This window comes from Pseudomonas asiatica, assembly GCF_009932335.1.
GTDB lineage: Bacteria > Pseudomonadota > Gammaproteobacteria > Pseudomonadales > Pseudomonadaceae > Aquipseudomonas > Aquipseudomonas asiatica.
Genome location: NZ_BLJF01000001.1, coordinates 493,570 through 514,987, shown reverse-complemented (window position 1 = coordinate 514,987; position 21,418 = coordinate 493,570). Strand labels below are relative to the sequence as shown.

Annotated in this window: 26 protein-coding genes; 12 read left to right on the top strand and 14 right to left on the bottom strand. The window is 63.2% G+C overall.

The features are described from left to right. Positions 1 to 85 precede the first annotated feature (85 nt). Both GYA95_RS02355 and GYA95_RS02350 read right to left on the bottom strand, forming a co-directional pair. On the bottom strand, positions 86 to 1,468 hold the full coding sequence (locus GYA95_RS02355) for a sensor histidine kinase (RefSeq protein ID WP_015269228.1): 1,383 nt from the start codon (positions 1,466 to 1,468) through the stop codon (positions 86 to 88). A gap of 3 nt (positions 1,469 to 1,471) precedes the next feature. Next, on the bottom strand, positions 1,472 to 2,191 hold the full coding sequence (locus GYA95_RS02350; RefSeq protein ID WP_015269227.1) for a response regulator transcription factor: 720 nt from the start codon (positions 2,189 to 2,191) through the stop codon (positions 1,472 to 1,474). Between the two features lie 193 nt (positions 2,192 to 2,384). Between GYA95_RS02350 and GYA95_RS02345 the strand changes: the two genes are divergently transcribed. The 4 genes from GYA95_RS02345 to GYA95_RS02330 all read left to right on the top strand — a co-directional run bounded on the left by GYA95_RS02345 (position 2,385) and on the right by GYA95_RS02330 (position 7,169). After that, positions 2,385 to 5,141, top strand: a complete 2,757-nt coding sequence (locus GYA95_RS02345; protein ID WP_015269226.1) for a response regulator — start codon at positions 2,385 to 2,387, stop codon at positions 5,139 to 5,141. A gap of 168 nt (positions 5,142 to 5,309) precedes the next feature. Next, the gene (locus GYA95_RS02340; protein ID WP_015269225.1) at positions 5,310 to 6,299 is read left to right on the top strand and encodes a 2-hydroxyacid dehydrogenase; all 990 of its coding nucleotides are present in this window, start codon (positions 5,310 to 5,312) and stop codon (positions 6,297 to 6,299) included. A 31-nt stretch (positions 6,300 to 6,330) separates the two neighbouring features. Next, positions 6,331 to 6,768 (top strand): hypothetical protein, encoded by a 438-nt coding sequence (locus tag GYA95_RS02335; protein ID WP_004375491.1) that lies wholly within the window; start codon positions 6,331 to 6,333, stop codon positions 6,766 to 6,768. Further along, positions 6,765 to 7,169 carry an META domain-containing protein gene (locus GYA95_RS02330; RefSeq protein ID WP_004375489.1) on the top strand — a complete coding sequence of 135 codons (405 nt, stop codon included), beginning with the start codon at positions 6,765 to 6,767 and terminating at the stop codon, positions 7,167 to 7,169. Before GYA95_RS02335 ends, GYA95_RS02330 begins: the two co-directional genes overlap by 4 nt. 117 nt (positions 7,170 to 7,286) lie before the next feature. On the opposite strand, the gene GYA95_RS02325 is transcribed toward GYA95_RS02330, so the two are convergent. Continuing rightward, the gene (locus GYA95_RS02325; protein ID WP_015269224.1) at positions 7,287 to 7,751 is read right to left on the bottom strand and encodes a TlpA disulfide reductase family protein; all 465 of its coding nucleotides are present in this window, start codon (positions 7,749 to 7,751) and stop codon (positions 7,287 to 7,289) included. Between the two features lie 85 nt (positions 7,752 to 7,836). On the opposite strand from GYA95_RS02325, the gene arsC reads away from it, so the two are divergent. From arsC to GYA95_RS02310, 3 genes are read left to right on the top strand one after another with little or no spacing between them, the layout of a single operon-like run. Then, positions 7,837 to 8,190: an arsenate reductase (glutaredoxin) gene (arsC, locus tag GYA95_RS02320; RefSeq protein ID WP_015269223.1), complete on the top strand. Its 354-nt coding sequence runs from the start codon at positions 7,837 to 7,839 to the stop codon at positions 8,188 to 8,190. Continuing rightward, positions 8,187 to 8,792: an NAD(P)H:quinone oxidoreductase gene (gene wrbA / locus GYA95_RS02315; protein ID WP_015269222.1), complete on the top strand. Its 606-nt coding sequence runs from the start codon at positions 8,187 to 8,189 to the stop codon at positions 8,790 to 8,792. The genes arsC and wrbA overlap by 4 nt, the downstream gene beginning before the upstream one ends. Further along, positions 8,785 to 9,198, top strand: coding sequence for a DUF2069 domain-containing protein (locus GYA95_RS02310; protein ID WP_015269221.1), 414 nt, complete (start codon positions 8,785 to 8,787; stop codon positions 9,196 to 9,198). Before wrbA ends, GYA95_RS02310 begins: the two co-directional genes overlap by 8 nt. A gap of 132 nt (positions 9,199 to 9,330) precedes the next feature. Here the strand turns inward: GYA95_RS02310 and GYA95_RS02305 are convergent, their stop codons facing one another. Both GYA95_RS02305 and ttcA read right to left on the bottom strand, forming a co-directional pair. After that, positions 9,331 to 10,002, bottom strand: a complete 672-nt coding sequence (locus GYA95_RS02305; RefSeq protein WP_054573186.1) for a DNA-3-methyladenine glycosylase I — start codon at positions 10,000 to 10,002, stop codon at positions 9,331 to 9,333. A gap of 4 nt (positions 10,003 to 10,006) precedes the next feature. Continuing rightward, on the bottom strand, positions 10,007 to 10,831 hold the full coding sequence (gene ttcA, locus GYA95_RS02300; RefSeq protein WP_015269219.1) for a tRNA 2-thiocytidine(32) synthetase TtcA: 825 nt from the start codon (positions 10,829 to 10,831) through the stop codon (positions 10,007 to 10,009). A gap of 262 nt (positions 10,832 to 11,093) precedes the next feature. Here ttcA and GYA95_RS02295 point away from each other — a divergent pair, with 262 nt between their 5' ends. Together GYA95_RS02295 and GYA95_RS02290 are read left to right on the top strand one after the other, a co-directional pair. Continuing rightward, on the top strand, positions 11,094 to 11,693 hold the full coding sequence (locus GYA95_RS02295) for a Yip1 family protein (protein WP_003252385.1): 600 nt from the start codon (positions 11,094 to 11,096) through the stop codon (positions 11,691 to 11,693). A 132-nt stretch (positions 11,694 to 11,825) separates the two neighbouring features. Next, positions 11,826 to 12,320, top strand: coding sequence for a SprT family zinc-dependent metalloprotease (locus GYA95_RS02290; protein ID WP_013971347.1), 495 nt, complete (start codon positions 11,826 to 11,828; stop codon positions 12,318 to 12,320). Positions 12,321 to 12,508: 188 nt separating this feature from the next. Here the strand turns inward: GYA95_RS02290 and fpr are convergent, their stop codons facing one another. After that, complete coding sequence (gene fpr, locus GYA95_RS02285; protein WP_004375483.1) at positions 12,509 to 13,288, bottom strand: ferredoxin-NADP reductase; 780 nt, start codon at positions 13,286 to 13,288, stop codon at positions 12,509 to 12,511. A 121-nt stretch (positions 13,289 to 13,409) separates the two neighbouring features. Between fpr and finR the strand changes: the two genes are divergently transcribed. After that, positions 13,410 to 14,336 (top strand): LysR family transcriptional regulator FinR, encoded by a 927-nt coding sequence (gene finR / locus GYA95_RS02280; RefSeq protein ID WP_004375481.1) that lies wholly within the window; start codon positions 13,410 to 13,412, stop codon positions 14,334 to 14,336. Here the strand turns inward: finR and GYA95_RS02275 are convergent. The 3 genes from GYA95_RS02275 to GYA95_RS02265 all read right to left on the bottom strand — a co-directional run bounded on the left by GYA95_RS02275 (position 14,333) and on the right by GYA95_RS02265 (position 16,211). Further along, entirely contained in the window at positions 14,333 to 14,698 is a 366-nt protein-coding gene (locus GYA95_RS02275; protein WP_015269218.1) for a diacylglycerol kinase, read from the bottom strand. The two genes, finR and GYA95_RS02275, sit on opposite strands and share 4 nt — an antisense overlap. Before the next feature lie 73 nt (positions 14,699 to 14,771). Then, positions 14,772 to 15,422, bottom strand: a complete 651-nt coding sequence (gene erdR / locus GYA95_RS02270) for a response regulator transcription factor ErdR (protein ID WP_015269217.1) — start codon at positions 15,420 to 15,422, stop codon at positions 14,772 to 14,774. A 78-nt stretch (positions 15,423 to 15,500) separates the two neighbouring features. Beyond that, positions 15,501 to 16,211 (bottom strand): tRNA-uridine aminocarboxypropyltransferase, encoded by a 711-nt coding sequence (locus GYA95_RS02265; RefSeq protein ID WP_013971344.1) that lies wholly within the window; start codon positions 16,209 to 16,211, stop codon positions 15,501 to 15,503. Positions 16,212 to 16,431: 220 nt separating this feature from the next. Here GYA95_RS02265 and GYA95_RS02260 point away from each other — a divergent pair, with 220 nt between their 5' ends. Continuing rightward, the gene (locus GYA95_RS02260) at positions 16,432 to 16,851 is read left to right on the top strand and encodes a quorum-sensing-regulated virulence factor family protein (protein WP_013971343.1); all 420 of its coding nucleotides are present in this window, start codon (positions 16,432 to 16,434) and stop codon (positions 16,849 to 16,851) included. Positions 16,852 to 16,865: 14 nt separating this feature from the next. Here GYA95_RS02260 and GYA95_RS02255 read toward each other — a convergent pair whose 3' ends face one another. Beyond that, the gene (locus GYA95_RS02255; protein WP_004375471.1) at positions 16,866 to 17,075 is read right to left on the bottom strand and encodes a hypothetical protein; all 210 of its coding nucleotides are present in this window, start codon (positions 17,073 to 17,075) and stop codon (positions 16,866 to 16,868) included. A gap of 162 nt (positions 17,076 to 17,237) precedes the next feature. Between GYA95_RS02255 and GYA95_RS02250 the strand changes: the two genes are divergently transcribed. Beyond that, entirely contained in the window at positions 17,238 to 18,356 is a 1,119-nt protein-coding gene (locus tag GYA95_RS02250; RefSeq protein WP_015269216.1) for an LOG family protein, read from the top strand. 49 nt (positions 18,357 to 18,405) lie between these two features. Here GYA95_RS02250 and recX read toward each other — a convergent pair whose 3' ends face one another. The 4 genes from recX to GYA95_RS02230 all read right to left on the bottom strand — a co-directional run bounded on the left by recX (position 18,406) and on the right by GYA95_RS02230 (position 21,400). After that, positions 18,406 to 18,876 carry a recombination regulator RecX gene (gene recX, locus GYA95_RS02245; protein ID WP_015269215.1) on the bottom strand — a complete coding sequence of 157 codons (471 nt, stop codon included), beginning with the start codon at positions 18,874 to 18,876 and terminating at the stop codon, positions 18,406 to 18,408. Positions 18,877 to 18,897: 21 nt separating this feature from the next. Then, positions 18,898 to 19,965, bottom strand: coding sequence for a recombinase RecA (gene recA, locus GYA95_RS02240; RefSeq protein WP_015269214.1), 1,068 nt, complete (start codon positions 19,963 to 19,965; stop codon positions 18,898 to 18,900). A gap of 103 nt (positions 19,966 to 20,068) precedes the next feature. Next, the gene (locus tag GYA95_RS02235; protein ID WP_015269213.1) at positions 20,069 to 20,551 is read right to left on the bottom strand and encodes a CinA family protein; all 483 of its coding nucleotides are present in this window, start codon (positions 20,549 to 20,551) and stop codon (positions 20,069 to 20,071) included. Between the two features lie 195 nt (positions 20,552 to 20,746). Next, positions 20,747 to 21,400: a glycosyltransferase family 25 protein gene (locus GYA95_RS02230; RefSeq protein ID WP_015269212.1), complete on the bottom strand. Its 654-nt coding sequence runs from the start codon at positions 21,398 to 21,400 to the stop codon at positions 20,747 to 20,749. Positions 21,401 to 21,418 lie beyond the last annotated feature (18 nt).

Sequence of the window (21,418 nt, the reverse complement as noted above, 5' to 3'; positions counted from 1 at the left end):
GGGGCGCGCAGCGGCCCCGGCAATATATGCGGCGAAGCTGAAACCTTGGGGCCGCTGCGCGCCCCATCGCGACACAAGGCCGCTCCTACAGGGACCGCGTTAAACTCAAGCGCTGTGGTGAGGCCGGCACATGTAATGGCAAGCGCATCCACAACCGCAGCCCATACTTGCCATTCTGCGCCCACAAGGTGCCACCCTGGCGCTGGATGGCACTGCGGGCGATGCTCAGCCCCAGGCCGAAACCACCATCCCCGGGCCGCGAACCGTCCAGCCGTGAGAACGGTGCAAAGATCCGCTCCAGGTCTTCTTCAGCCACGCCACCGCCTTCGTCTTCCAGCCACAACCGCCAATACCCGCCTTCACGCTGCCCACCGAGGCGCACCACACCCTCGGCCGGCGAGTGACGAATGGCATTGCGCAACATGTTCTCCAGCGCCTGGGCCAGGTAGTTCAGGTTGCCCTGCACCCAGCAGTCCGCCGGCACTTCGCAGCGCAGCCGCGCCGGGGCCCAGCCGCTTTCGTAACTGGCATTCTCGGCCAGCAGCTCCCACAGCGCCTGCACCTCGATCGGCTCAAGGTTCATCGGCGCACGGTCGGCGTCCTGCCAGGCCAGTTGCAGGGTATCCTCGACCAGCTGCTGCATGCAGTCCACCTCCCGTGCCAGGCGTTCACGCAGGCGCTGCAGGTCGGTTTCACCATCGCAGGCCACCCGCAGCCGGCTGAGTGGCGTACGCATTTCGTGAGACAGATCACGCAGCAACTGCTGCTGCATGGCTACCGTGCCCTGCAGCCGCTCGGCCATCTGGTCGAAGGCACGGGCCAGTTCACCCAGCTCGTCATGCCGGGCGATGGTGCGTGAGTCGAGGCGAGCCGACAACTGGTCGGCGCGCCAGGCATTGGCCTGCTCGCGCAATTGGTTCAACGGCACGATCAGCATGCGATAAAGGCCAACGCACAACAGCAGGGTGAACAGACCCGGGATGATGCCGTTGGTGATGATACGCCACAGCATCCGGTACTGGCCGGGGTTGAAGCGCTGCGGCAGTTCGATCACCAACATGCCCTGCTCCGGTGCCCCCGGGAACGGTATGCGCAACCACGGCTGGTCGACACTGCGCCGGCTCATCGGCCAGTCGACACCGCGCAGGCGGGTCAACCGCTGCATGATCTGCGGGTCGAGGCTGGCGCTGTCGAGCGGCCGCAGGTTCAGGTCGAGCACGCCGACCCAGCCGCGTTCGCGCTGGTGCATCGTCGCCACCCAGCGGTCCAGCCCTGCCCGCCCACCACTGCGCCATGCCTGCTCGGCCTCGGCGGCATAGCCACGCAAAGCCTGCCGCGCCGGCTCCGAAAGGAAGGCGTTCTGGGTCTCCATGTGCCGGCCCCAGGTGTAACTGAGGCCGATCATCAGCAGGCAGAAGCCCACCAGCAGGATCGCCAGCTTCCAGAACAGCGAATGGCGGTCGAGCATGGGTTACTCCGCCTCGCTGGCGCTGAGCACGTAGCCCTTGCCCCACACGGTACGGATCTGCCGTTCGTGATAGCCGATGCCCTTGAGCTTGCGGCGTATCTGGCTGACGTGCATGTCCAGGCTGCGGTCATGCCGCGAATAGCCTCGCTGCAGTACTTGCTGGTAAAGGAATGGCTTGCTCAGCACTTCGTCGAGGTTGCGGTTGAGAATGTCGAGCAGGCGGTATTCGCTGGGTGTCAGGCCGGCCAGGCGGCCATCCAGGCGCACGTCGCACAGCGCCTCGTCGTATTGCAACTCGCCACTGCCGTCCTGCACCTGCGGAGTTTGATGGCGCCGCTCGAGGGCCACACGGCGCAGGATAGCCTCGATGCGCACCCGCAGCTCTGCCATGCTGAACGGCTTGGGCAGGTAGTCGTCGGCACCACGCTGGAAGCCGCTGATGCGGTCGGCTTCGGCACCTAGCGCCGACATCAGGATCACCGGCGTGGCGCTGCGCTTGCGCAACTGCGCCAGGGCATCCAGGCCGTTTAGCCCGGGCAGCAGGATGTCCATGAGCACCACGTCGAAAGCATGGCGCCCCGCCGTTTCCAGGCCCTCCAGGCCATTGCGGCACCAGGTCACCTGGAAGCCGCCGCGCTGCAGCTCTTCGTGCAGATAGGCACCGAGGACCGGATCATCCTCGATGGCGAGGATATTGGAGTTGTGAATAGCTACAGGATTCATTGGCAACTGCCATGCATTCTCAATTGCGTGATTATTGAGTATCCAGCGCCTGCCAGGCAACCGCCCTGCGACCAATGCCGCTGCAAGGGCACAAAACACGTACTAAAGAGGTGCAATAGCACGGCAGGCGGAGTAACTTCCCGGCTTGGCCGTCATCGCTTGACGGTGTCCAGGCACATGACAGGAGGCAAGTGTGCTCGATCGCTTGGGAATTCGCAGCCGGGTCCTGCTGCTGGCCCTGCTGCCGGCCGGCCTGATGGCATTGGTGCTGGGTAGCTACTTCACCTGGCTGCAACAGAACGACCTGCGCACCCAGCTGCTGCAACGCGGCAAGATGATCGCCGAGCAACTGGCGCCGTTGGCCGCGCCCGCCATGGCCAAGCTGGCACCGGCACAACTTGAGCGCATTGCCGCACAAACACTGGAGCAGGCCGATGTGCGCGCAGTCGCCTTCCTGGCCCCGGACCGCACGCGCCTGGCCCATGCCGGCCCGAGCATGCTAAACCAGCCGCCCAGCGGCGGCACCGGCACCCAACTGCTGCAACGCAGCGGCAATGACGCCACCCGCTATCTGATGCCAGTGTTCGGCCACCACCGCGACCTGGCCACCGATGCCGTGCCGACCGAAGCCGAACGCCTGCTGGGCTGGGTCGAGATCGAGCTGTCCCACGACGGCACCCTGCTGCGCGGCTACCGCAACCTGTTCACCAGCCTGTTGCTGATTCTCGCCTGCCTGGTGCTCAGCGGCCTGCTGGCACTGCGCATGAGCCGCACCATCAACGACCCGATCAAGCGCATCAAGCATGCGGTCAACCAGCTCAAGGACGGCCACCTCGAGGAGCGCCTGCCGGCCATGGGCAGCCACGAGCTTGACGAGCTGGCGCGCGGCATCAACCGTATGGCCGAAACCTTGCACAACGCCCACGAAGAGCTGCAGCACAGCATCGACCAGGCCACCGAGGACGTACGCCAGAACCTAGAAACCATCGAGATCCAGAACATCGAGCTGGACATGGCGCGCAAGGAAGCCTTGGAGGCCAGCCGCATCAAGTCGGAATTCCTGGCCAACATGAGCCACGAAATCCGCACCCCGCTCAACGGCATCCTCGGTTTCACCCACCTGCTGCAAAAAAGCGAGCTGACACCGCGCCAGCTCGACTACCTGAGCACCATCGAGAAGTCTGCCGACAACCTGCTCGGGATCATCAACGAGATCCTCGACTTCTCCAAGATCGAGGCCGGCAAGCTGGTGCTCGACAGCATCCCCTTCAACCTGCGCGACCTGATCCAGGACACCCTGACCATCCTCGCCCCGGCCGCCCACGCCAAGCAGCTGGAACTGCTCAGCCTGATCTACCGCGATACCCCGTCGTCGCTGATCGGCGACCCGTTGCGGCTCAAGCAGATCCTTACCAACCTGGTCAGCAACGCAATCAAGTTCACCCGCGAGGGCACCATCGTCGTACGCGCCATGCTCGAAGATGAGCACGAGGACAGTGCGCAGCTGCGCATCAGCGTGCAGGACACCGGCATCGGCTTGTCGCCGCAGGATGTGCGTACGCTGTTCCAGGCCTTCAGCCAGGCCGACAACTCGCTGGCCCGCCAGCCTGGCGGCACCGGCCTGGGGCTGGTGATTTCCAAGCGCCTGATCGAACAGATGGGCGGCGAAATCGGCGTCGACAGCACCCCGGGCGAGGGCTCGCAGTTCTGGATCAGCCTCAACCTGCCCAAGGCCCACGATGGTGTCGAGGAGCTGCCGCTGCAACCGCTGCTGGGCCGCCGCGCAGCCATCGTCGATGGCCACGAACTGGCGCGCCAGGCGTTGGAGCACCAGCTGGAAGACTGCGGCCTCAGCGTCAGCCTGTTCGCCTCCTTCGACCAACTGCTGCAGGGCGTGCAAGCCGCCAGCCAGGCCGGCCTGCCGTTCGAGTTCGCCGTGCTCGGGGCCAACCTTGGCAACCTGTCGCCCGAGCAGTTGGGCCATTACCATCAGCAGCTCGAGCGCTACCATTGCCAGTGCGTGGTGCTGTGCCCGACCACCGAGCAGGCGCTGTACCACCCGTACCTGCCCAACGGCCATGGCCAGTTGCTGTCCAAGCCGACCTGCACGCGCAAACTGCGCCGCCTGTTGCTGGAACTGGTACAACCACGCCGCCCGCAGGGCGAGGTGAACAGCATCAACGGCCAGCGTCAGCCGAAGATCCTCTGCGTCGACGACAACCCCGCCAACCTGCTGCTGGTGCAGACCCTGCTCGAAGACCTGGGCGCCGAGGTGCTGGCCGTCGACAACGGCTATGCGGCAGTACAGGCGGTACAGGACGAACCGTTCGACCTGGTGCTGATGGACGTGCAGATGCCCGGCATGGACGGCCGCGCCTGTACCGAGCAGATCCGCCTGTGGGAAAACACCCAAAGTGGCAACCCGTTGCCGATAGTCGCCCTCACCGCCCACGCCATGGCCAACGAGAAACGCGCGTTGCTGCACGGAGGCATGGACGACTACCTGACCAAGCCGATCAGCGAACGGCAGCTGGCCCAGGTGGTAATGAAATGGACCGGCCTGAGCCTGGGTGCGCCAGAGCAGGAACGCCTGGCCGAGCAACTGGCCAACGGTGATGACCTGAAGGTGCTGGACCCTGAGGAAGGCCTGCGCCTGGCCGCCGGCAAAGCGGACCTGGCGGCCGATATGCTGAGCATGCTGCTGAGCTCGCTGGAAGCCGACCGCGAAGCCATACGTGCCGCCCGCGAGGCCGACGACCGCAACCGCCTGATCGAACAGGTGCACCGCCTGAACGGCGCCTCGCGTTATTGCGGCGTACCGCAGTTGCGGGCCGCGTGCCAGCGCAGCGAAACCTTGCTCAAGCAGGAAAACCCGCTGGCACAACTGGCACTGGACGAACTGGATGCGGCGATCAACCGCCTGGCGGCGCAGGCCAGATTGAGCGCCTGACCTCACCGGCCCTATCGCCGGCAAGCCAGCTCCCACAGGAAATCACTGCTCTTGAAGGCTGTGTTGTACCTGTGGGAGCTGGCTTGCCGGCGATAGGGCCGGTCCAGGTCAACACCCCTTTCAACCCGCTGGCTACAATCCCCAGACCACTGCAAAGGAAGCCCCACCATGCGCGCCCTGTTGTTCAGCAGCCAGCACTACGACCAGGAAAGCTTCACCCGTGCCGCCAGCGGCACCACCCTGGACCTGCACTTCCAGCCCGCCCGCCTGACCCTCGACACCGCTGCCCTGGCCGATGGCTACGAGGTGGTCTGCGCCTTCATCAATGACGAGCTCGACGCCCAGGTGCTGCAGCGCCTGGCCGCAGGCGGCACGCGCCTGGTCGCCCTGCGCTCGGCCGGCTACAACCATGTCGACCTGGCCGCCGCCCAGCGCCTGGGCCTGACCGTAGTGCGAGTGCCGGCCTACTCGCCGCACGCCGTGGCCGAACACGCCGTGGCGCTGATCCTGGCCCTGAACCGGCGCCTGCACCGGGCCTACAACCGCACCCGCGAGGGTGACTTCACCCTGCACGGGCTGACCGGCTTCGACCTGCACGGCAAGACCGTCGGCGTGGTCGGTACCGGCCAGATCGGCACAGCCTTTGCTCGCATCATGGCTGGTTTCGGCTGCCAGTTACTGGCTTATGACCCCTACCCCAACCCCGAGTTGCTGGCCTTGGGCGCGCGCTACCTGCCATTGCCCGAGTTGCTGCGCGAATCCCGCGTCATCAGCCTGCACTGCCCGTTGACCGAGCACACCCGGCACCTGATCAATGCACAAAGCCTGGCCCAGTTGCAGCCCGGCACCATGTTGATCAACACCGGCCGCGGGGCGCTGGTCGACACCCCGGCGCTTATTGATGCGCTGAAGAGCGGCCAGCTCGGCTACCTCGGCCTGGACGTATACGAAGAAGAAGCCCAGCTGTTCTTCGAGGACCGCTCCGACCTGCCGCTGCAGGACGACGTGCTGGCCCGTCTGCTGACCTTCCCCAACGTGATCATCACTGCCCACCAGGCGTTCCTTACCCGCGAGGCACTGGATGCCATCGCCGCGACCACGCTGGACAACATCAACCGCTGGGCGGCAGGCAATCCACAGAATCTGGTGATGGGTTAGTGCTAGGATACGCGGCATTTCTGGAGGACCCATGGTCGAGCACGATTTCCGCTACACCCTTTTCAACCCGCAACATACCCTGATCGAGTGCCGCGCCCTGGTGCCGGGCCGCTACCAGGTCACCGGCAACGGCGGCTCGATGCACAAAGGCGACACCCTGCTGGTCACCCTCAAGGGCAGCAAGGACTTGTCCATGCGCCTGACAGTGGAGAGCGTGCGCCACCTGATCAACCCGCGCGGCCAGTGGGTTGCCGTGGCCAGCGGCCCGGTGTTCAACGAGCTGGAAATCCTCACCTGGCAGGTCGCGTGCGACAGCTGCGACGCCGTGCTGGACTTCGAGTTCGCGGTGGACGCCAAGCTGGGCAAGAAAGCCCGCCAGCCTGCCGCCAGCGCGCGCGTTGCCGAGCTGGGCTGGGCCAGCCGTGGCGAAAAACACTTGTGCCCGCGTTGCCAGGAGAGCGCCGAGTGAAAAATCTGCTGACCGGCGTGCTGATTGCCACCGGCCTGCTCGGCTGCGCCGCAGAACCTTCCAAGCTGCAGCAGGAGCGCAGCTATGTGCTGGAGTGGATTGGCGAACGGCCGCTGATCGACTACAGCCACCTGACCCTGACCTTGGCCAGCGATGGCCGTGCCTATGGCAATGGCGGCTGCAACCACTGGTTCGCGCCATACACACTGGACGGCGAGCACCTCAGCTTCGGCAAGGTCGGCAAGACCCGTAAGCTCTGTGCGCCGGCGTTGATGGAACAGGAAAAACGCTTCCTGCAGGCGCTGGAAACAGTGCAGCGCTGGGATGTGTCGCCTATCGAGCAGATGCGTTTCTGGCCGGCCGAAGGCAAGCCGCTGCGCTTCTGGCCTGAGGAAGGCTGAATATTGCCGGGGCCGCTTTGCGGCCCATCGCGGCACAAGGCCGCTCCTACATGGGATGCGATCTCCTCTAGGAGCGGCCTTGTGTCGCGATGGGCTGCAAAGCAGCCCCAAAATGCATCAGGCGCCCTTCAGCGCCTTGATCTTGGCCTGCAGCCCTTCCAGGGTCTGCTCGCCCATAAGTTGCTCCCGCACCTTGCCCTTGTCATCGATGATGTAGGTCACCGGCAATGCCTCGCTACGTGGCAGGTCATAGCGCTCGGCCGGGTCCTGCGCCAATACGGTGAAAGCGATCCCCAGGGTTTCGGCAGCCTGCTTCAGCTCCTGCCCTTGCAAGCCATCGAAGTTCACCCCCACCACCTTGATACCATCGGCCGCCCACTGCTTGGCTGCCGCGTTCAGTTCAGGGATTTCGGTACGGCACGGCCCGCACCATTCGGCCCAGTAGTTGAGCACCAGCCAGTGCCCGTCGATCTGTTCGGCCTTAACCGTATTACCGTGTTGGTCCACGCCATAATCGGCACCGCAACCACCGAGCAACAGGCTCGCGGTGATGGCCAGTACTGCTGCCAGACGCCTTGCCATGGGTCAATCCTTCTCGAGTTTTAAAGCAAATTGGTCAGTCGCTGCGGTTAGAATAGCCGCCACACCCTGCTGGATGCGACCCGACATGACCGACCTCACGCTCTATCATAACCCGCGCTGCTCGAAATCCCGCGGCGCCCTGGAACTGCTCGAAGCTCGCGGCTTGGCGCCGACCATCGTGCGCTACCTCGAGAACCCGCCCGACGCGGCCACCCTGACGGCTCTGCTCGGCAAGCTGGGCATCGCCCCGCGCCAGCTGCTTCGTACCGGCGAGGACGAGTACAAGGAGCTGAACCTGGCCGACCCGTCGCTTACCGACGCGCAACTGATCGACGCCATGGCCCGGCACCCCAAGCTGATCGAGCGGCCGATCTTCATCGCTGGCGACAAGGCCGTGGTCGGCCGACCACCCGAGAAAGTACTGGAGATCCTGCCGTGAGCGAGCCCTACATCCTGGTGCTGTATTACAGCCGCCATGGTTCGACCAGCGAGATGGCCCGGCACATCGCCCGCGGCATCGAGCTGGCCGGCATGGAAGCCCGCCTGCGCACGGTACCGGCGATTTCCACCGAGTGCGAAGCAGTGGCCCCGGACATCCCGGCCAACGGTGCGCTGTACGCCACACTGGACGACCTGCGCCACTGCGCCGGCCTGGTACTGGGCAGCCCGACCCGCTTCGGCAACATGGCGGCGCCGCTCAAGTACTTCCTGGATGGCACCAGCAGCCTGTGGCTGGGCGGTGAACTGGTCGGCAAGCCGGCAGGCGTGTTCACCTCTACCGCCAGCCTGCACGGCGGGCAGGAAACCACTCTGCTGTCGATGATGCTGCCGCTGATGCACCACGGCATGCTGGTGATGGGCCTGCCGTACAGCGAATCGGCATTGCTCGAAACCCGTGGCGGCGGCACCCCGTATGGCGCCAGCCATCATGCTGGTGCCGATGGCAAGCGCGAGCTCGACCAGCACGAGATAGCCCTGTGCCGCGCCCTTGGCCAACGCCTGGCGACCACTGCAAAGGCCCTGGAGGCTGCACGTGGCTAAGAAGCCCAAGGTATTGCCGCCGCTTGAGTGGCTGGCGCCTCGCCTGCGCCTGACGCGGGCGCTGAGCCTGGCATTCTTCTTCGGCCTGATCGCCCTGCTGGTGGCGAACAACCTGTGGTTCGCCAACCTGCACGGGGCGCGGGTCGAGGTGATCCTGGCGATCGAACTGGTGCCGTTGCTGCTGTTGCTGCCGGGCATGCTGACAGGCAGCGCCCGGGCACATGCCTGGACCTGCTTCGTGGTGAATATCTATTTCATCAAGGGCGTGCTGGCGGCGTTCGACCCGGCGCGTGCGGTATTTGGCTGGGTTGAAGTACTGGTGAGCCTGGGGCTGTTCATTGCCGGGCTGCTGTATGTGCGCTGGAAGTTCCAGCACGAGCGGCGCATGGCAGGCGAAGGCAGTTGATATCCGGGGGCCGCTTTGCGGCCCAATCGCCGGCAAGCCAGCTCCCACAGGTACAGCGCAAGGCTTGAGACCTGTGCTGTACCTGTGGGAGCTGGCTTGCCGGCGATTGGGCTGCAAAGCAGCCCCAAAATCTCAATGGTTGACGGTATGCGCCAGCATCACCGACAACTGGCACAGCGGCCGCCCACTCTCGGCATGCCACTGGTTGAACGCCTGCTGCACCAAGGCCAGGTCCCGCTGGCTGGTCGGCGGTTTGTCGATCACCTTCTGCGCAATCAACGCCGCAGCCATGTCATCGGTAGGGATGAACGTGTCCTTGCCGACCATGCGCAGGAAGCGCGGTGCCGACAACCCGCCCAGCTGGTTGCCGTGTTTGGCCAGGTATTTCCACAAACCGACGATGTCGGTCACCGGCCAGTCGGCGATGAAGGCGCCGAAACTGCCCTTCTCCTTGGCCACGTCAAGAACCATCTGCGCATTGCGCGGCACGCTCTTGAGCTTGCCCAGGTGGCGGATGATGCGCTCGTCGTGCATCAGCCGCTCGAGGTGCTCGGCGCCCATCAATACCACCTTCTCCGGGTCGAAGCCGAAGAACACCTGCTCGAACGCCGGCCACTTGGCATCCACCAGGCTGTGCTTGAGCCCGGCGCGGAACACGCGCAGGGCCAAGGTCGACAGGTAGCGGTCGTCACTGATATCACGCAGTTGTGCGGGTGTGCGCGGCTGCGGCAGGAAGGCCTCCAGGGCCTGGGCCGAGCCGAAGCGGTTCAGGCAGTACTCGTGCAACCACTGGTAATCGCGCATGGGCTCAGATGTTCAGCACGTCAAGGAAACGTGGGGTGGCGTTCTCGTCGATCTTCAGGCTGGTGAAGTCGAACAGGTTGCGGTCGGCCAACTGCGACGGTGCCACGTTCTGCAGGGCGCGGAAGATGCTCTCGGTACGCCCCGGGTGCTTGCGCTCCCACTCCACCAGCATGTCCTTGACCACCTGGCGCTGCAGGTTTTCCTGCGAACCGCACAGGTTGCACGGGATGATCGGGAATTCCTTCATGTCCGAGTAGGCCTGGATATCCTTCTCGCTGCAGTAGGCCAGCGGGCGGATCACCACGTTGCGGCCATCGTCGGCACGCAGCTTCGGCGGCATGCCCTTGAGCGCACCGTTGAAGAACATGTTGAGGAAGAAGGTTTCGACGATATCGTCGCGGTGGTGCCCCAGCGCCATCTTGGTCGCGCCGATTTCGTCGGCAAAGGTGTACAGGGTGCCACGGCGCAGGCGCGAACACAGCGAGCAGGTGGTCTTGCCCTCGGGGACAAGCTCCTTGACCACCGAATAGGTGTCCTTCTCGACAATGTGGTACTCGACGCCCACTTCCTTCAGGTAGGCCGGCAGCACATGCTCGGGGAACCCCGGCTGCTTCTGGTCCATGTTCACCGCGACGATCTCGAACTTGATCGGTGCCACCTTCTGCAGGTGCAACAGAACGTCGAGCATGGTGTAGCTGTCCTTGCCGCCGGACAGGCAGACCATGACCTTGTCGCCATCCTCGATCATGTTGTAGTCGGTGATGGCTTCGCCGGCGAGACGACGCAGGCGTTTTTGCAGTTTGTTCTGGTTGACCGAGAGGGTGCCCATAGCGCTTGGATCCGCGAGGTGTGACAAAAGCCGGCTATTTTACGCACAAACGCGGCGGCGCTGTAGGCATTCCGATAAAGACTTCATTGTAATCAACAGCGCGTCTTACAGCGCAATTTGCTCTAAAAAGCACGGTTTATGCGGGTAACGGCTTCCTATACTGCGACATAAGGCCACATTACCGCTTGCTTCGGTGTTCGGGCCTAGGGCCGCTTGCGCTCCATCTGGGGGGCGTTTGGCAACATTGAGAGGAGTGATCGGCATGATTCATCACGTTGTGGGGCTGTTTACCCATCCCGACCAGGAATGGCGGGAAATTCGTGGCGAAGAAGAAACCATCAGCCACATGTACCTGACGCACACCCTGATCCTGGCTGCGATCCCCGCCGTTTCGGCATTCATCGGTACAACCCAGGTCGGCTGGGTGATCGGCGACCGGCCAGCGGTGATGCTGACCATGGAAAGCGCCATCTGGATGAGCATCATGTCGTACCTGGCGATGCTTGCCGGGGTGGCGGTAATGGGGGCGTTCATCCACTGGATGGCCCGTACCTACGATGCCAACCCGTCCATGGCACAGTGCATCGCCTTTGCCACCTACACCGCCACACCGTTGTTCATCGGCGGCCTGGCGGCGCTGTACCCGCACCTGTGGCTGGGCATGCTGATCGGCACGGCCGCCATCTGCTACACGGTGTACCTGTTGTACGTCGGTTTGCCGACGTTCATGAACATACCGTCCGACGAAGGCTTCCTGTTCTCCAGCTCGGTGCTGGCGGTAGGCCTTGTGGTACTGGTGGCGATCATGGCCGCCACGGTGATCATCTGGGGACTGGGCGTGGGGCCCGTCTACACCAACTAGAACAGACTCGACCAACACTGGGGCATCAAACCTGGGGCCGCCGCAAGGCGGCCTCTGGCTGTGCGCTGACCGGTGGCTCGGCAGGTTGCCCGGGGTTGCGGCATAATGTCCGGTCAGGAGAACCACCCCGCCATGCCCGAGCTGCTCAGACAACGCGTCGAAACCTGTTACCAGCAAGCTGAAACCTTCTTCAAACGCCCCTTCCCACGCCCGGAAATCAGCTTCAAGCTGCGCGGGCAAAAAGCCGGCGTCGCCCACCTGCACGAGAACCTGCTGCGCTTCAACCTGCAGCTTTACCGCGAAAACCAGGAAGACTTCCTGCGCCAGACCGTGGCCCATGAGGTGGCGCACCTGGTGGCACACCATCTGTTCGGCGACCGCATCCAGGCCCATGGCGAAGAGTGGCAGCTGATCATGCGCGGGGTGTATGAACTGCCGCCCAACCGTTGCCACAACTACGAAGTGCAAAGGCGCGTGGTGACCCGCTACATCTACCGCTGCCCCTGCCCGCAGAGCGACTTCCCGTTTACCGCGCAGCGGCACAAGCTGGTGCGCCAAGGGCGGCGCTACCTGTGCAAGCGGTGTCGGGAGATATTGGTGTATAGCGGCGAGACGCGCGTGGAATAGATTGGGGTTTGCCTGCACTGGCCTCATCGCCAGCAAGCCAGCTCCCACAGGTTCGGCACAGGTTTCAAATGTTGTGGGACTCCTGTGGGAGCTGGCTTGCCGGCGATAGGGCCGGTACAGGCGATATATGAATCACAGGCACAAGAAAGGCGACCCGGGGGTCGCCTTCTTTTGCATCAGCCTGCGCCTTACTTCTCGACGAAGGCACGCTCGATCAGGTAGTCACCCGGCTCGCGCATGCGCGGGGAGATCTTCAGACCGAAGCTGTCCAGCACTTCGCTGGTTTCGTCGAGCATGCTCGGGCTGCCGCAGATCATCGCGCGGTCGTCCTGCGGGTTGATCGGTGGCAGGCCGATGTCGCTGAACAGCTTGCCGCTGCGCATCAGGTCGGTCAGGCGGCCCTGATTCTCGAACGGTTCACGGGTCACGGTCGGGTAGTAGATCAGCTTGTCGCGAACCGACTCACCGAAGAACTCGTTCTGCGGCAGGTGCTCGGTGATGAACTCGCGGTAGGCCACTTCGTTCACGTAGCGCACGCCGTGCACCAGGATCACTTTCTCGAAGCGCTCGTAGGTTTCCGGGTCCTGGATGACACTCATGAACGGTGCCAGGCCAGTGCCGGTGCTCAGCAGGTACAAGTGCTTGCCCGGGTTCAGGTCGTCGAGTACGAGGGTACCGGTAGGCTTCTTGCTGATGATGATCTCGTCGCCTTCCTTCAGGTGCTGCAGCTGCGAGGTCAGCGGACCGTCCGGCACCTTGATGCTGAAGAACTCCAGATGCTCTTCCCAGTTCGGCGAGGCGATGGAATAGGCGCGCATGAGCGGACGGCCGCTTTCTTGTTGCAGGCCGATCATCACGAACTGACCGTTCTCGAAGCGCAGGCCCGGGTCGCGGGTGCACTTGAAGCTGAACAGGGTGTCGTTCCAGTGGTGCACACTGAGGACACGTTCGTGGTTCATGTTGCTCATTTAATGGGGCTCCTGAAGAAAGACGCGGCGCGCGCAAGACGCGCAGTTGCGCGATAGTTTAGGGGCAGCGACAATATCTGTTAACTGGATTATCAAGATATGTGTTATCGGTTATATCGATATGCGATTTACACTTCGTCAACTGCAAGTCTTCGTTGCCGTGGCCCAGCACCAGAGCGTTTCGCGCGCCGCCAGTGTGCTGGCCTTGTCGCAGTCGGCCGCCAGCACCTCGATCACCGAGCTTGAGCGACAGTCCAGCTGCCAGCTGTTCGACCGCGCCGGCAAGCGCCTGAGCCTCAACGCCCTGGGCCAGCAACTGTTGCCGCAGGCAGTGGCCCTGCTCGACCAGGCCAAGGAAATCGAAGACCTGCTCAACGGCAAGTCCGGTTTCGGCTCGCTGGCAGTCGGCGCCACGCTGACCATCGGCAACTACCTGGCCACCCTGTTGATCGGCAGCTTCATGCAGGTGCACCCGGAAAGCCAGGTGAAGCTGCATGTGCAGAACACTGCGCATATCGTGCAACAGGTGGCGCATTACGAAATTGATCTGGGTCTGATCGAAGGCGATTGCAACCACCCGGACCTGGAAGTGCAGCCCTGGGTCGAGGACGAACTTGTGGTGTTCTGCGCGCCTCAGCATCCGCTGGCCAAACTGGGGCGCGCCGATGTACAGACCTTGTCCCAGGAGGCGTGGATCCTGCGCGAACAGGGCTCAGGCACACGCCTGACCTTCGACCAGGCCATGCGCCACCACCGCACCAACCTCAACATCCGCCTGGAGCTGGAACACACCGAAGCCATCAAGCGCGCGGTGGAGTCGGGCCTGGGCATCGGCTGCATCTCGCGCCTTGCCCTGCGTGACGCCTTCCGCCGCGGCAGCCTGGTAGCGGTGGAAACCCCGGAGCTGGACCTGATGCGCCAGTTCTACTTCATCTGGCACAAACAGAAGTACCAGACCTCGGCCATGCGCGAATTTCTCGAACTGTGCCGCAACTTCACCGCGGGTTTCACACGCAGTGACGAGATCGTGTTGCCACCGATCGCTTAAAGCAGGATCACACCCCACACCAGCGCCACCATGGTCAGTGCCACCAGCTGCGCGGCGCTGCCCATGTCCTTGGCGTTTTTCGACAGCGGGTGGCGCTCCAGCGAAATGCGGTCGATGGCTGCTTCCACCGCCGAATTGAACAGTTCGACGATCAAGCCCAACAGGCACACGGCGATCATGATCGCCCGCTCCGCACGGCTGACCGGCAGCCAGAAGGCGATCGGGACCAACAGCACGTTGAGCAGCACCAGCTGGCGGAACGCGGCCTCGCCCTTGAAGGCGGCGCGCAGGCCGTCCAGCGAATAGCCGGCGGCGTTGAGGATACGTTTGAGGCCGGTCTGGCCCTTGAATGGCGATGTCATGTGAGTCACTTCACAACGGAAAGGCCAGCAGACTAGACCGGCACGGGTCAAAAAAGCGTGAAGCCACGCGCACTCAGCTGCTGGCAACCGATTCAAGTTGTTGCAGCAACAACGCCGCCTGGGTGCGGGTACGCACACCCAGCTTGCGGAAGATCGCGGTCACGTGGGCCTTGATGGTCGCTTCCGACACGTTCAGCTCATAGGCGATCTGCTTGTTCAGCAAGCCTTCGCAGACCATGGTCAGCACGCGGAACTGCTGCGGCGTGAGGCTGGCAAGGCCTTCGCTGGCGGCCTTGGCCTCGGCCGAGACATCGACCTTTTCGAACGCCTGCGGCGGCCACCAGACCTCGCCGTCGAGCACCTTGCGCACCGCATCCTGGATCACTTCCAGGGTGCTGGACTTGGGAATGAAGCCACTGGCGCCAAATTCGCGGGACTTGACCACCACTGCAGCCTCTTCCTGCGCCGATACCATCACCACGGGGATCTGCGGGTATTGCCCGCGCAGCAGCACCAGCCCGGAAAAACCGTAGGCACCCGGCATGTTCAAGTCCAGCAACACCAGGTCCCAGTTGTCTTTTTCGCTCAGACGGGTTTCCAGTTCGGCAATGCTGGCAACTTCTACCAAGCGTACATCCGGGCCCAGGCCGAGGGTAACGGCCTGGCGCAAGGCGCCACGGAACAGCGGGTGGTCATCGGCAATCAGGATTTCGTAAGTGGCCATCGATCTGGGGATCCTGTTCTGTGTCGGGCACTCGGGTAAGGGTCATTATGAACCAAAGCAGGGGTTGTGCCCCTTGGACTATAGGAAGGTATGCAAACGCTGGTGGGTGTCGTCCTGCTCGTCCAGCGGCAGGCGACGCTTGCCGCTCAGGTAATGCAGGCTGAACACATCCAGGTAGGCGTCCAGCGCCTGCGAGGCCTGGGTATCGCCGGCAAGGTCCAGGCACATGGCCGCGACTTCCGCGGTACAGAAGTGATCATCGCGCTTGGAGCGGCGCAAGCGGTAGCGGGACATCTGCTCGGCCTGCAGGCTCAACACCGGGAAGCGATCAAGGTACGGGCTTTTGCGGAACATCTTGCGCGCTTCGGTCCAGGTGGCATCCAGCAGGATGAACAGCGGACGCTTGCCGGGCTCGCGCACTACCTCGCTGACCACTCGCTCCTGGGCAACGAATTCGCCGGGGAAGACGATGTAGGGCTGCCAACGCGGGTCGTCCAGCAACGCCAGCAAGCGTTCGTCGACCGAAGTGCGCAGCCAGCCGAAAGCCGAGGTGTCCTCGATCAGGTCGGCGATCAGCCAGCCGGTATTGGTAGGCTTCAGTGGCTCGGTGTCATGCATCAGCAGGCACACGCCGGACTCGGCCTGCACCCGCGGCTTCCAGGCGCACAGGCAATGAGTGGCGATGACCCGGCAATCGGGGCAGCGTTCGGCACGTGAACCACGGGCGATAAAGGGCTTGTTGCTGCGAGCCAGGCGTTCGGCGCGCAGGCGCGCTACCGCATGGCTCATGCCGGCAGGCCTCTGGACAGGTTGGGAATGGACACAAGGATGACTCGGAGAAAACTAAGGGCGCCAGTCTACCAGAACAGGGGGCAATTGCTGTGCAGGTGGCGACGCGGTCCTTATAATCGCTGCTTTACCGTACCCCAGCGTCGCGCCTGCGCGATTTTCAGGGAACGCCGTCGACCCGCGCATGTCAAAGCGCCAGTCATCGAACCAGGAGAGATTCATGCTGCGCCGTATCGTCCCCGCCCTGAGCCTGTTGCTCGCCCTGCCCCTGGCAGCCCAGGCGGCTTCCAAGCAGGAATACGACCTGAACAACATGCTGCAGAAGGTTGCCAAAGAGAGCAGTGTCGGCACCCCGCGAGCCATCAACGAGGACATCCTCGACCAGGGTTACACGGTGGAAGGCAAGGCACTGGTCAACCACCTGAGCGTGCGCCAGGACCATGCCGCGCGCATGCAGGCCAACCCCGAACAGGTCCGCAGCCAGCTGGGTGATAGCGTCTGCCGCAACAGCGGTTTCCGTAACCTGATGTCCAAAGGCGCGGTGATGGTCTACCGCTTCACGGTATACAAGACCAACCAGCCGATCATGGACCAGGCGTTCGACAATGCCAGCTGCGTGGCCGGCAACAAGAAGAAGTAAACCAGCTCGGATCGCTACGCCTTCTCGTCTTCACGGGCGCACCAGCGCCCCTCAGCGGCATCAGCGCGCATCTCTGCCAGCAGCGCCTGCAGGTAGCGCGACTGGCATTCCAGCCCCGACAGCCTGCGCCGGCACTCGTTCTCCAGGCTCAGGTGATGCATCTGGGCCGCATTCTCCAGCTGCTGGTAAAGCTGCCGGTCAACTTCGATGATCAAGCGATGCATACCGCCACCTCCTGCATCGACACGTTTCGCTTTACCCAGTTAACCAAACCCGCATCCCCCGTGGCTGCATGCCGACGGGCGGCTGTGTCGAACACCCCCGGCAGGATTGAGCGCAAGGGTCTAGATTGAGGTCAGAGGTATAGGTGCAGAAGGAGACGTTGCATGCCTTACCAATCGAGTGAACTGCTGTTCAGCCATTTCCGCGACAACAACATCGACCTGAGCAACATCGACGCACAACTGCAACTGGTGGCACCGAACAGCCCCAACCTGGCGCTGTACCGCGACATGATGCTGACCATCCTGCGCATGGCCCATGACGACACCGACCGCTGGAGCGCCAAGATCACCCTGCAGGCCCTGCGCGAACTGGACCATTCGTTCCGCACCCTGGAACGCTACAAGGACCGCCGCAAGGTGACCGTGTTCGGCTCGGCGCGCACCCCGCTGGAACACCCGATGTACGCCCTGGCCCGCGAACTGGGCGCAACCCTGGCGCGCTCCGACCTGATGGTAATAACCGGTGCCGGCGGCGGCATCATGGCAGCCGCCCACGAAGGCGCCGGCAGCGACCACAGCCTGGGATTCAACATCACCCTACCCTTCGAACAACACGCCAACCCCACGGTAGATGGCACCGACAAGCTGCTGCCGTTCCATTTCTTCTTCATCCGCAAGCTGTTCTTCGTCAAGGAGGCCGATGGCCTGGTGCTGTGCCCGGGTGGTTTCGGCACTTTGGATGAAGCATTGGAGGTGCTGACCCTGATCCAGACCGGCAAGAGCCCGCTGGTACCGGTGGTGCTGCTGGACTCACCAGGTGGCAGCTTCTGGCGCGACTGCCTGGACTTCATCAGCCGCCAACTGGAGGAAAACCGCTACATCTTGCCCAGCGACCTGAAACTGCTGCGCCTGGTGCACAGCGCTGACGAGGCAGTGGAGGAAATCAACCAGTTCTACAGCAACTACCACTCCAGCCGCTGGCTGAAGAGCCAGTTCGTGATCCGCATGCATCACCCGCTCAGCGAAGCGGCGCTGTATGACATCCAGGAAGGCTTTGCCGATTTGCGTTTGAGTGGCAAGTACCACCAGCAACCTGACAGCAGCGCCGAGCACGAAGTGGGCAACTTCAACCACCTGACCCGCTTGTCATTTGCCTTCAATGGCCGGGATCAGGGCAGGCTGCGCGAGCTGGTGGATTTCATCAACCTGCCGGAGAACTGGGCCAAGCCGCAGCCCATGCATACGACGCAGCGGGCCAGGGAGGCGTTGAAGGTCAGTTGATCGTGACACAGGTCCGCTCCCGCAAAGGACTGCAAAACGGCCCCAGCCCTCAGTAATCGTCGCGATCACGCCCACTGAGCAGCCGGCCGATCATGTCCATGGGGAAACCCCTGTAAGCCAGAAACCGGGTCTGCTGGGCACGGCCGCGGGGATCTTGCGGGCGCTGCCCGGCAAACTTGCGCTGCCATACGTCACGCATGCGCTCGCCCCAGTCCACCTCGCTCTCGCGTAGCGCCTGCTCGATATCAGCACGCGCCAAACCGCGCTGGCCTAGCTCTTCGCGAATACGCGCAGGGCCATAGCCGGAGCTTGAACGGTACCGGATGAAACTTTCGAGGTAGCGGGCTTCGCTAAGCAACCCTTCTTCGGCGAGCCGATCGAGTTCAGGCCCAATCAACTCGTCCGAAGCGCCGCGCTGACGCAACTTGCGCGTCAGCTCGACGCGACCGTGCTCACGTCGCGCAAGCAGGTCCATGGCTGTCCGCCGGATGGCGACGGGGGTGTCGAGTACGGCGGACATGTTCGGCTATCTACCGCGCAATCAATAGCCGGCGTCAGCGTCGGCCATGTCATCGGCATCGGCTTCGGCAGCAGCAGCCTTACCAGCAGCCGCAACAGCACCAGAGGTCAGCAGCTTCTCGCGAATCTGCTTCTCGATCTCGGCACCAATAGCCGGGTTCTCAGCCAAGTACTTGGCAGCGTTTGCCTTGCCTTGACCGATCTTGTTGCCCTGGTAGGCGTACCAGGCACCGGACTTCTCGACCAGGCCTTGGGAAACACCCAGGTCAATGATCTCGCCGTTACGGTAGATACCTTTGCCGTAGAGGATCTGGAACTCGGCCTGACGGAAGGGCGGCGAAACCTTGTTCTTGACGATCTTGACGCGGGTTTCGCTACCGACCACCTCGTCGCCTTCCTTGACCGCACCGGTACGGCGAATATCCAGACGCACCGAGGCGTAGAACTTCAGGGCGTTACCACCAGTGGTGGTTTCCGGGCTGCCGAACATCACACCGATCTTCATACGGATCTGGTTGATGAAGATGACCAGGCAGTTGGCGTTCTTGATGTTACCGGTGATCTTGCGCAGCGCCTGGGACATCAGGCGCGCCTGCAGACCCACGTGCATGTCACCCATTTCGCCTTCGATCTCGGCCTTCGGTACCAGGGCAGCAACGGAGTCGACGATGATCACGTCAACAGCGTTGGAACGCACCAGCATGTCGGTGATTTCCAGGGCCTGTTCGCCGGTGTCCGGCTGCGAAACCAGCAGGTCGTCGACGTTGACGCCCAGCTTGCCGGCGTACTCGGGGTCGAGGGCGTGTTCGGCGTCGACGAAGGCGCAGGTGGCGCCGTTTTTCTGGGCTTCGGCGATGACCGACAGGGTCAGCGTGGTCTTACCCGACGATTCCGGGCCGTAGATCTCGACGATACGGCCTTTTGGCAGGCCGCCGATGCCCAGGGCGATGTCCAGACCCAGCGAGCCGGTGGAGATGGCAGGGATAGCCTGGCGCTCGTGGTCGCCCATGCGCATGACGGCGCCCTTGCCGAATTGGCGTTCGATCTGACCCAGGGCCGCAGCCAAGGCGCGCTTCTTGTTGTCGTCCATTGAAATCCTCACGTGTTCGACTTGGCCCTGACGGCCGGAATACCTGTATAAGTAGCCAGTATTATTCCACAGGCAGGCGCTCGCGCAAACCCCTGTCGTCGATTTACTCGGCACCAAGCTGTAACAAGCCGTCTAATGCGGCGATCACCGTCTGTCGGCGCACCGCCTCGCGGTCGCCGTCAAACTGGCGCCGCTCGCTGAACACATGGTTGCCGTCGCCCCAGGCCAGCCACACGGTGCCCACCGGTTTGCCCGGCGAACCACCGTCCGGCCCGGCCACGCCGCTCACCGCCACGGCAAAGCGCGCGCCGCTGGCGGCCTGGGCGCCGCGGACCATCGCTTCGACCACTTCCTGGCTGACCGCGCCAACCTGGCCGAACAACGCCGCGGGCACTCCCAGCTGACGGGTTTTCTGGGTGTTGGAATAGGTCACGTACCCAGCCTCGAACCAGGCCGAGCTGCCGGGCACGCGGGTGATGGCCTCGGCGATGCCGCCACCGGTGCAGGATTCGGCGGTGGTCACCTGCGCGTTGAAGCGGCGCAGGTGTTCACCCAGGCGGGTGGAAAGCGTGGTGATCGGGTCCATGTCGGGCTCCTTGAAGGCTGCCCTCTACCCTAGCATTTTGGGGATGGGGGTGGAGGATGAGCGTCTGGCGGCGTGCTGGGCCCGAGCATGTTCGCCTCTGGATTTTTGGCGCCTGTAAGATCGAGCGCCGCCCGCGCGGCGCTCTATCTCGCAGGCGCCAAACCTCTCAAGGCATGCACGTCAAGCCCACACCAATCAGAAATTCAGCCGAAGCACGGTCCGCCAGATGTTCTTCATCGGTGAACGACGATGCTTGGTCCAGTTGCGCTCCCACCACTCGTCCTCATTGCGCACCACCTGTTCCAGGTCGCTACCGGCCACGGCGGCGGCGTGCTGGCGGAACATCATGGGGAACACGCAGTGCTGGCGGATCCGGTGTTTGACCACCACATCCACCGGGGTGCCATCGTAGGGCGTCTCTGCCAGGATCCGACAGCCCTCGCGCGACAGCACATAGGCATGCAGGGCCACCACCCGCCCGCGGGCGATGAACGGGAACCAGGTCAGCCAGGTTCGCCCCATGGAATAACCCAGGTGCAAGGCCTCGAAGGGCCGTTTCTGCATGAAGCGGTTTACCCAGCGCACCCGCGAAGGCTTGAACTCATACGCCTTGGCATCGTCTTCGAAGATCAGGATTCGATCTAGGCCATTGTCCAGCGCATGACGGGCCAGTTGCTGATGGGACTCGTAGCAACCGCGCTTGGGGTCGCTGTTTTTCTCGACGACATGAAAGTGCACTTCGTTGTCGAGCTGTCGCCCGATGGTTTCGCTGAACAGCGTGCGCCGGTCAGCGCGGGTGTCGAGGGAAATACAAAAAACCGCATCTACATCAAAACGAATTGCGCTCACTGCACTAATCAACCTGTT

Coding starts and splice junctions, on each gene's coding strand:
- GYA95_RS02355 (WP_015269228.1), bottom strand. CDS start 1,468: ATGCTCGACCGCCATTCGCTGTTCTGGAAGCTGGCGATCCTGCTGGTG.
- GYA95_RS02350 (WP_015269227.1), bottom strand. CDS start 2,191: ATGAATCCTGTAGCTATTCACAACTCCAATATCCTCGCCATCGAGGAT.
- GYA95_RS02340 (WP_015269225.1), top strand. CDS start 5,310: ATGCGCGCCCTGTTGTTCAGCAGCCAGCACTACGACCAGGAAAGCTTC.
- GYA95_RS02335 (WP_004375491.1), top strand. CDS start 6,331: ATGGTCGAGCACGATTTCCGCTACACCCTTTTCAACCCGCAACATACC.
- GYA95_RS02325 (WP_015269224.1), bottom strand. CDS start 7,751: ATGGCAAGGCGTCTGGCAGCAGTACTGGCCATCACCGCGAGCCTGTTG.
- arsC (WP_015269223.1), top strand. CDS start 7,837: ATGACCGACCTCACGCTCTATCATAACCCGCGCTGCTCGAAATCCCGC.
- GYA95_RS02305 (WP_054573186.1), bottom strand. CDS start 10,002: ATGCGCGATTACCAGTGGTTGCACGAGTACTGCCTGAACCGCTTCGGC.
- ttcA (WP_015269219.1), bottom strand. CDS start 10,831: ATGGGCACCCTCTCGGTCAACCAGAACAAACTGCAAAAACGCCTGCGT.
- GYA95_RS02295 (WP_003252385.1), top strand. CDS start 11,094: ATGATTCATCACGTTGTGGGGCTGTTTACCCATCCCGACCAGGAATGG.
- GYA95_RS02290 (WP_013971347.1), top strand. CDS start 11,826: ATGCCCGAGCTGCTCAGACAACGCGTCGAAACCTGTTACCAGCAAGCT.
- fpr (WP_004375483.1), bottom strand. CDS start 13,288: ATGAGCAACATGAACCACGAACGTGTCCTCAGTGTGCACCACTGGAAC.
- finR (WP_004375481.1), top strand. CDS start 13,410: ATGCGATTTACACTTCGTCAACTGCAAGTCTTCGTTGCCGTGGCCCAG.
- GYA95_RS02275 (WP_015269218.1), bottom strand. CDS start 14,698: ATGACATCGCCATTCAAGGGCCAGACCGGCCTCAAACGTATCCTCAAC.
- erdR (WP_015269217.1), bottom strand. CDS start 15,422: ATGGCCACTTACGAAATCCTGATTGCCGATGACCACCCGCTGTTCCGT.
- GYA95_RS02265 (WP_013971344.1), bottom strand. CDS start 16,211: ATGAGCCATGCGGTAGCGCGCCTGCGCGCCGAACGCCTGGCTCGCAGC.
- GYA95_RS02260 (WP_013971343.1), top strand. CDS start 16,432: ATGCTGCGCCGTATCGTCCCCGCCCTGAGCCTGTTGCTCGCCCTGCCC.
- GYA95_RS02255 (WP_004375471.1), bottom strand. CDS start 17,075: ATGCATCGCTTGATCATCGAAGTTGACCGGCAGCTTTACCAGCAGCTG.
- GYA95_RS02250 (WP_015269216.1), top strand. CDS start 17,238: ATGCCTTACCAATCGAGTGAACTGCTGTTCAGCCATTTCCGCGACAAC.
- recX (WP_015269215.1), bottom strand. CDS start 18,876: ATGTCCGCCGTACTCGACACCCCCGTCGCCATCCGGCGGACAGCCATG.
- recA (WP_015269214.1), bottom strand. CDS start 19,965: ATGGACGACAACAAGAAGCGCGCCTTGGCTGCGGCCCTGGGTCAGATC.
- GYA95_RS02235 (WP_015269213.1), bottom strand. CDS start 20,551: ATGGACCCGATCACCACGCTTTCCACCCGCCTGGGTGAACACCTGCGC.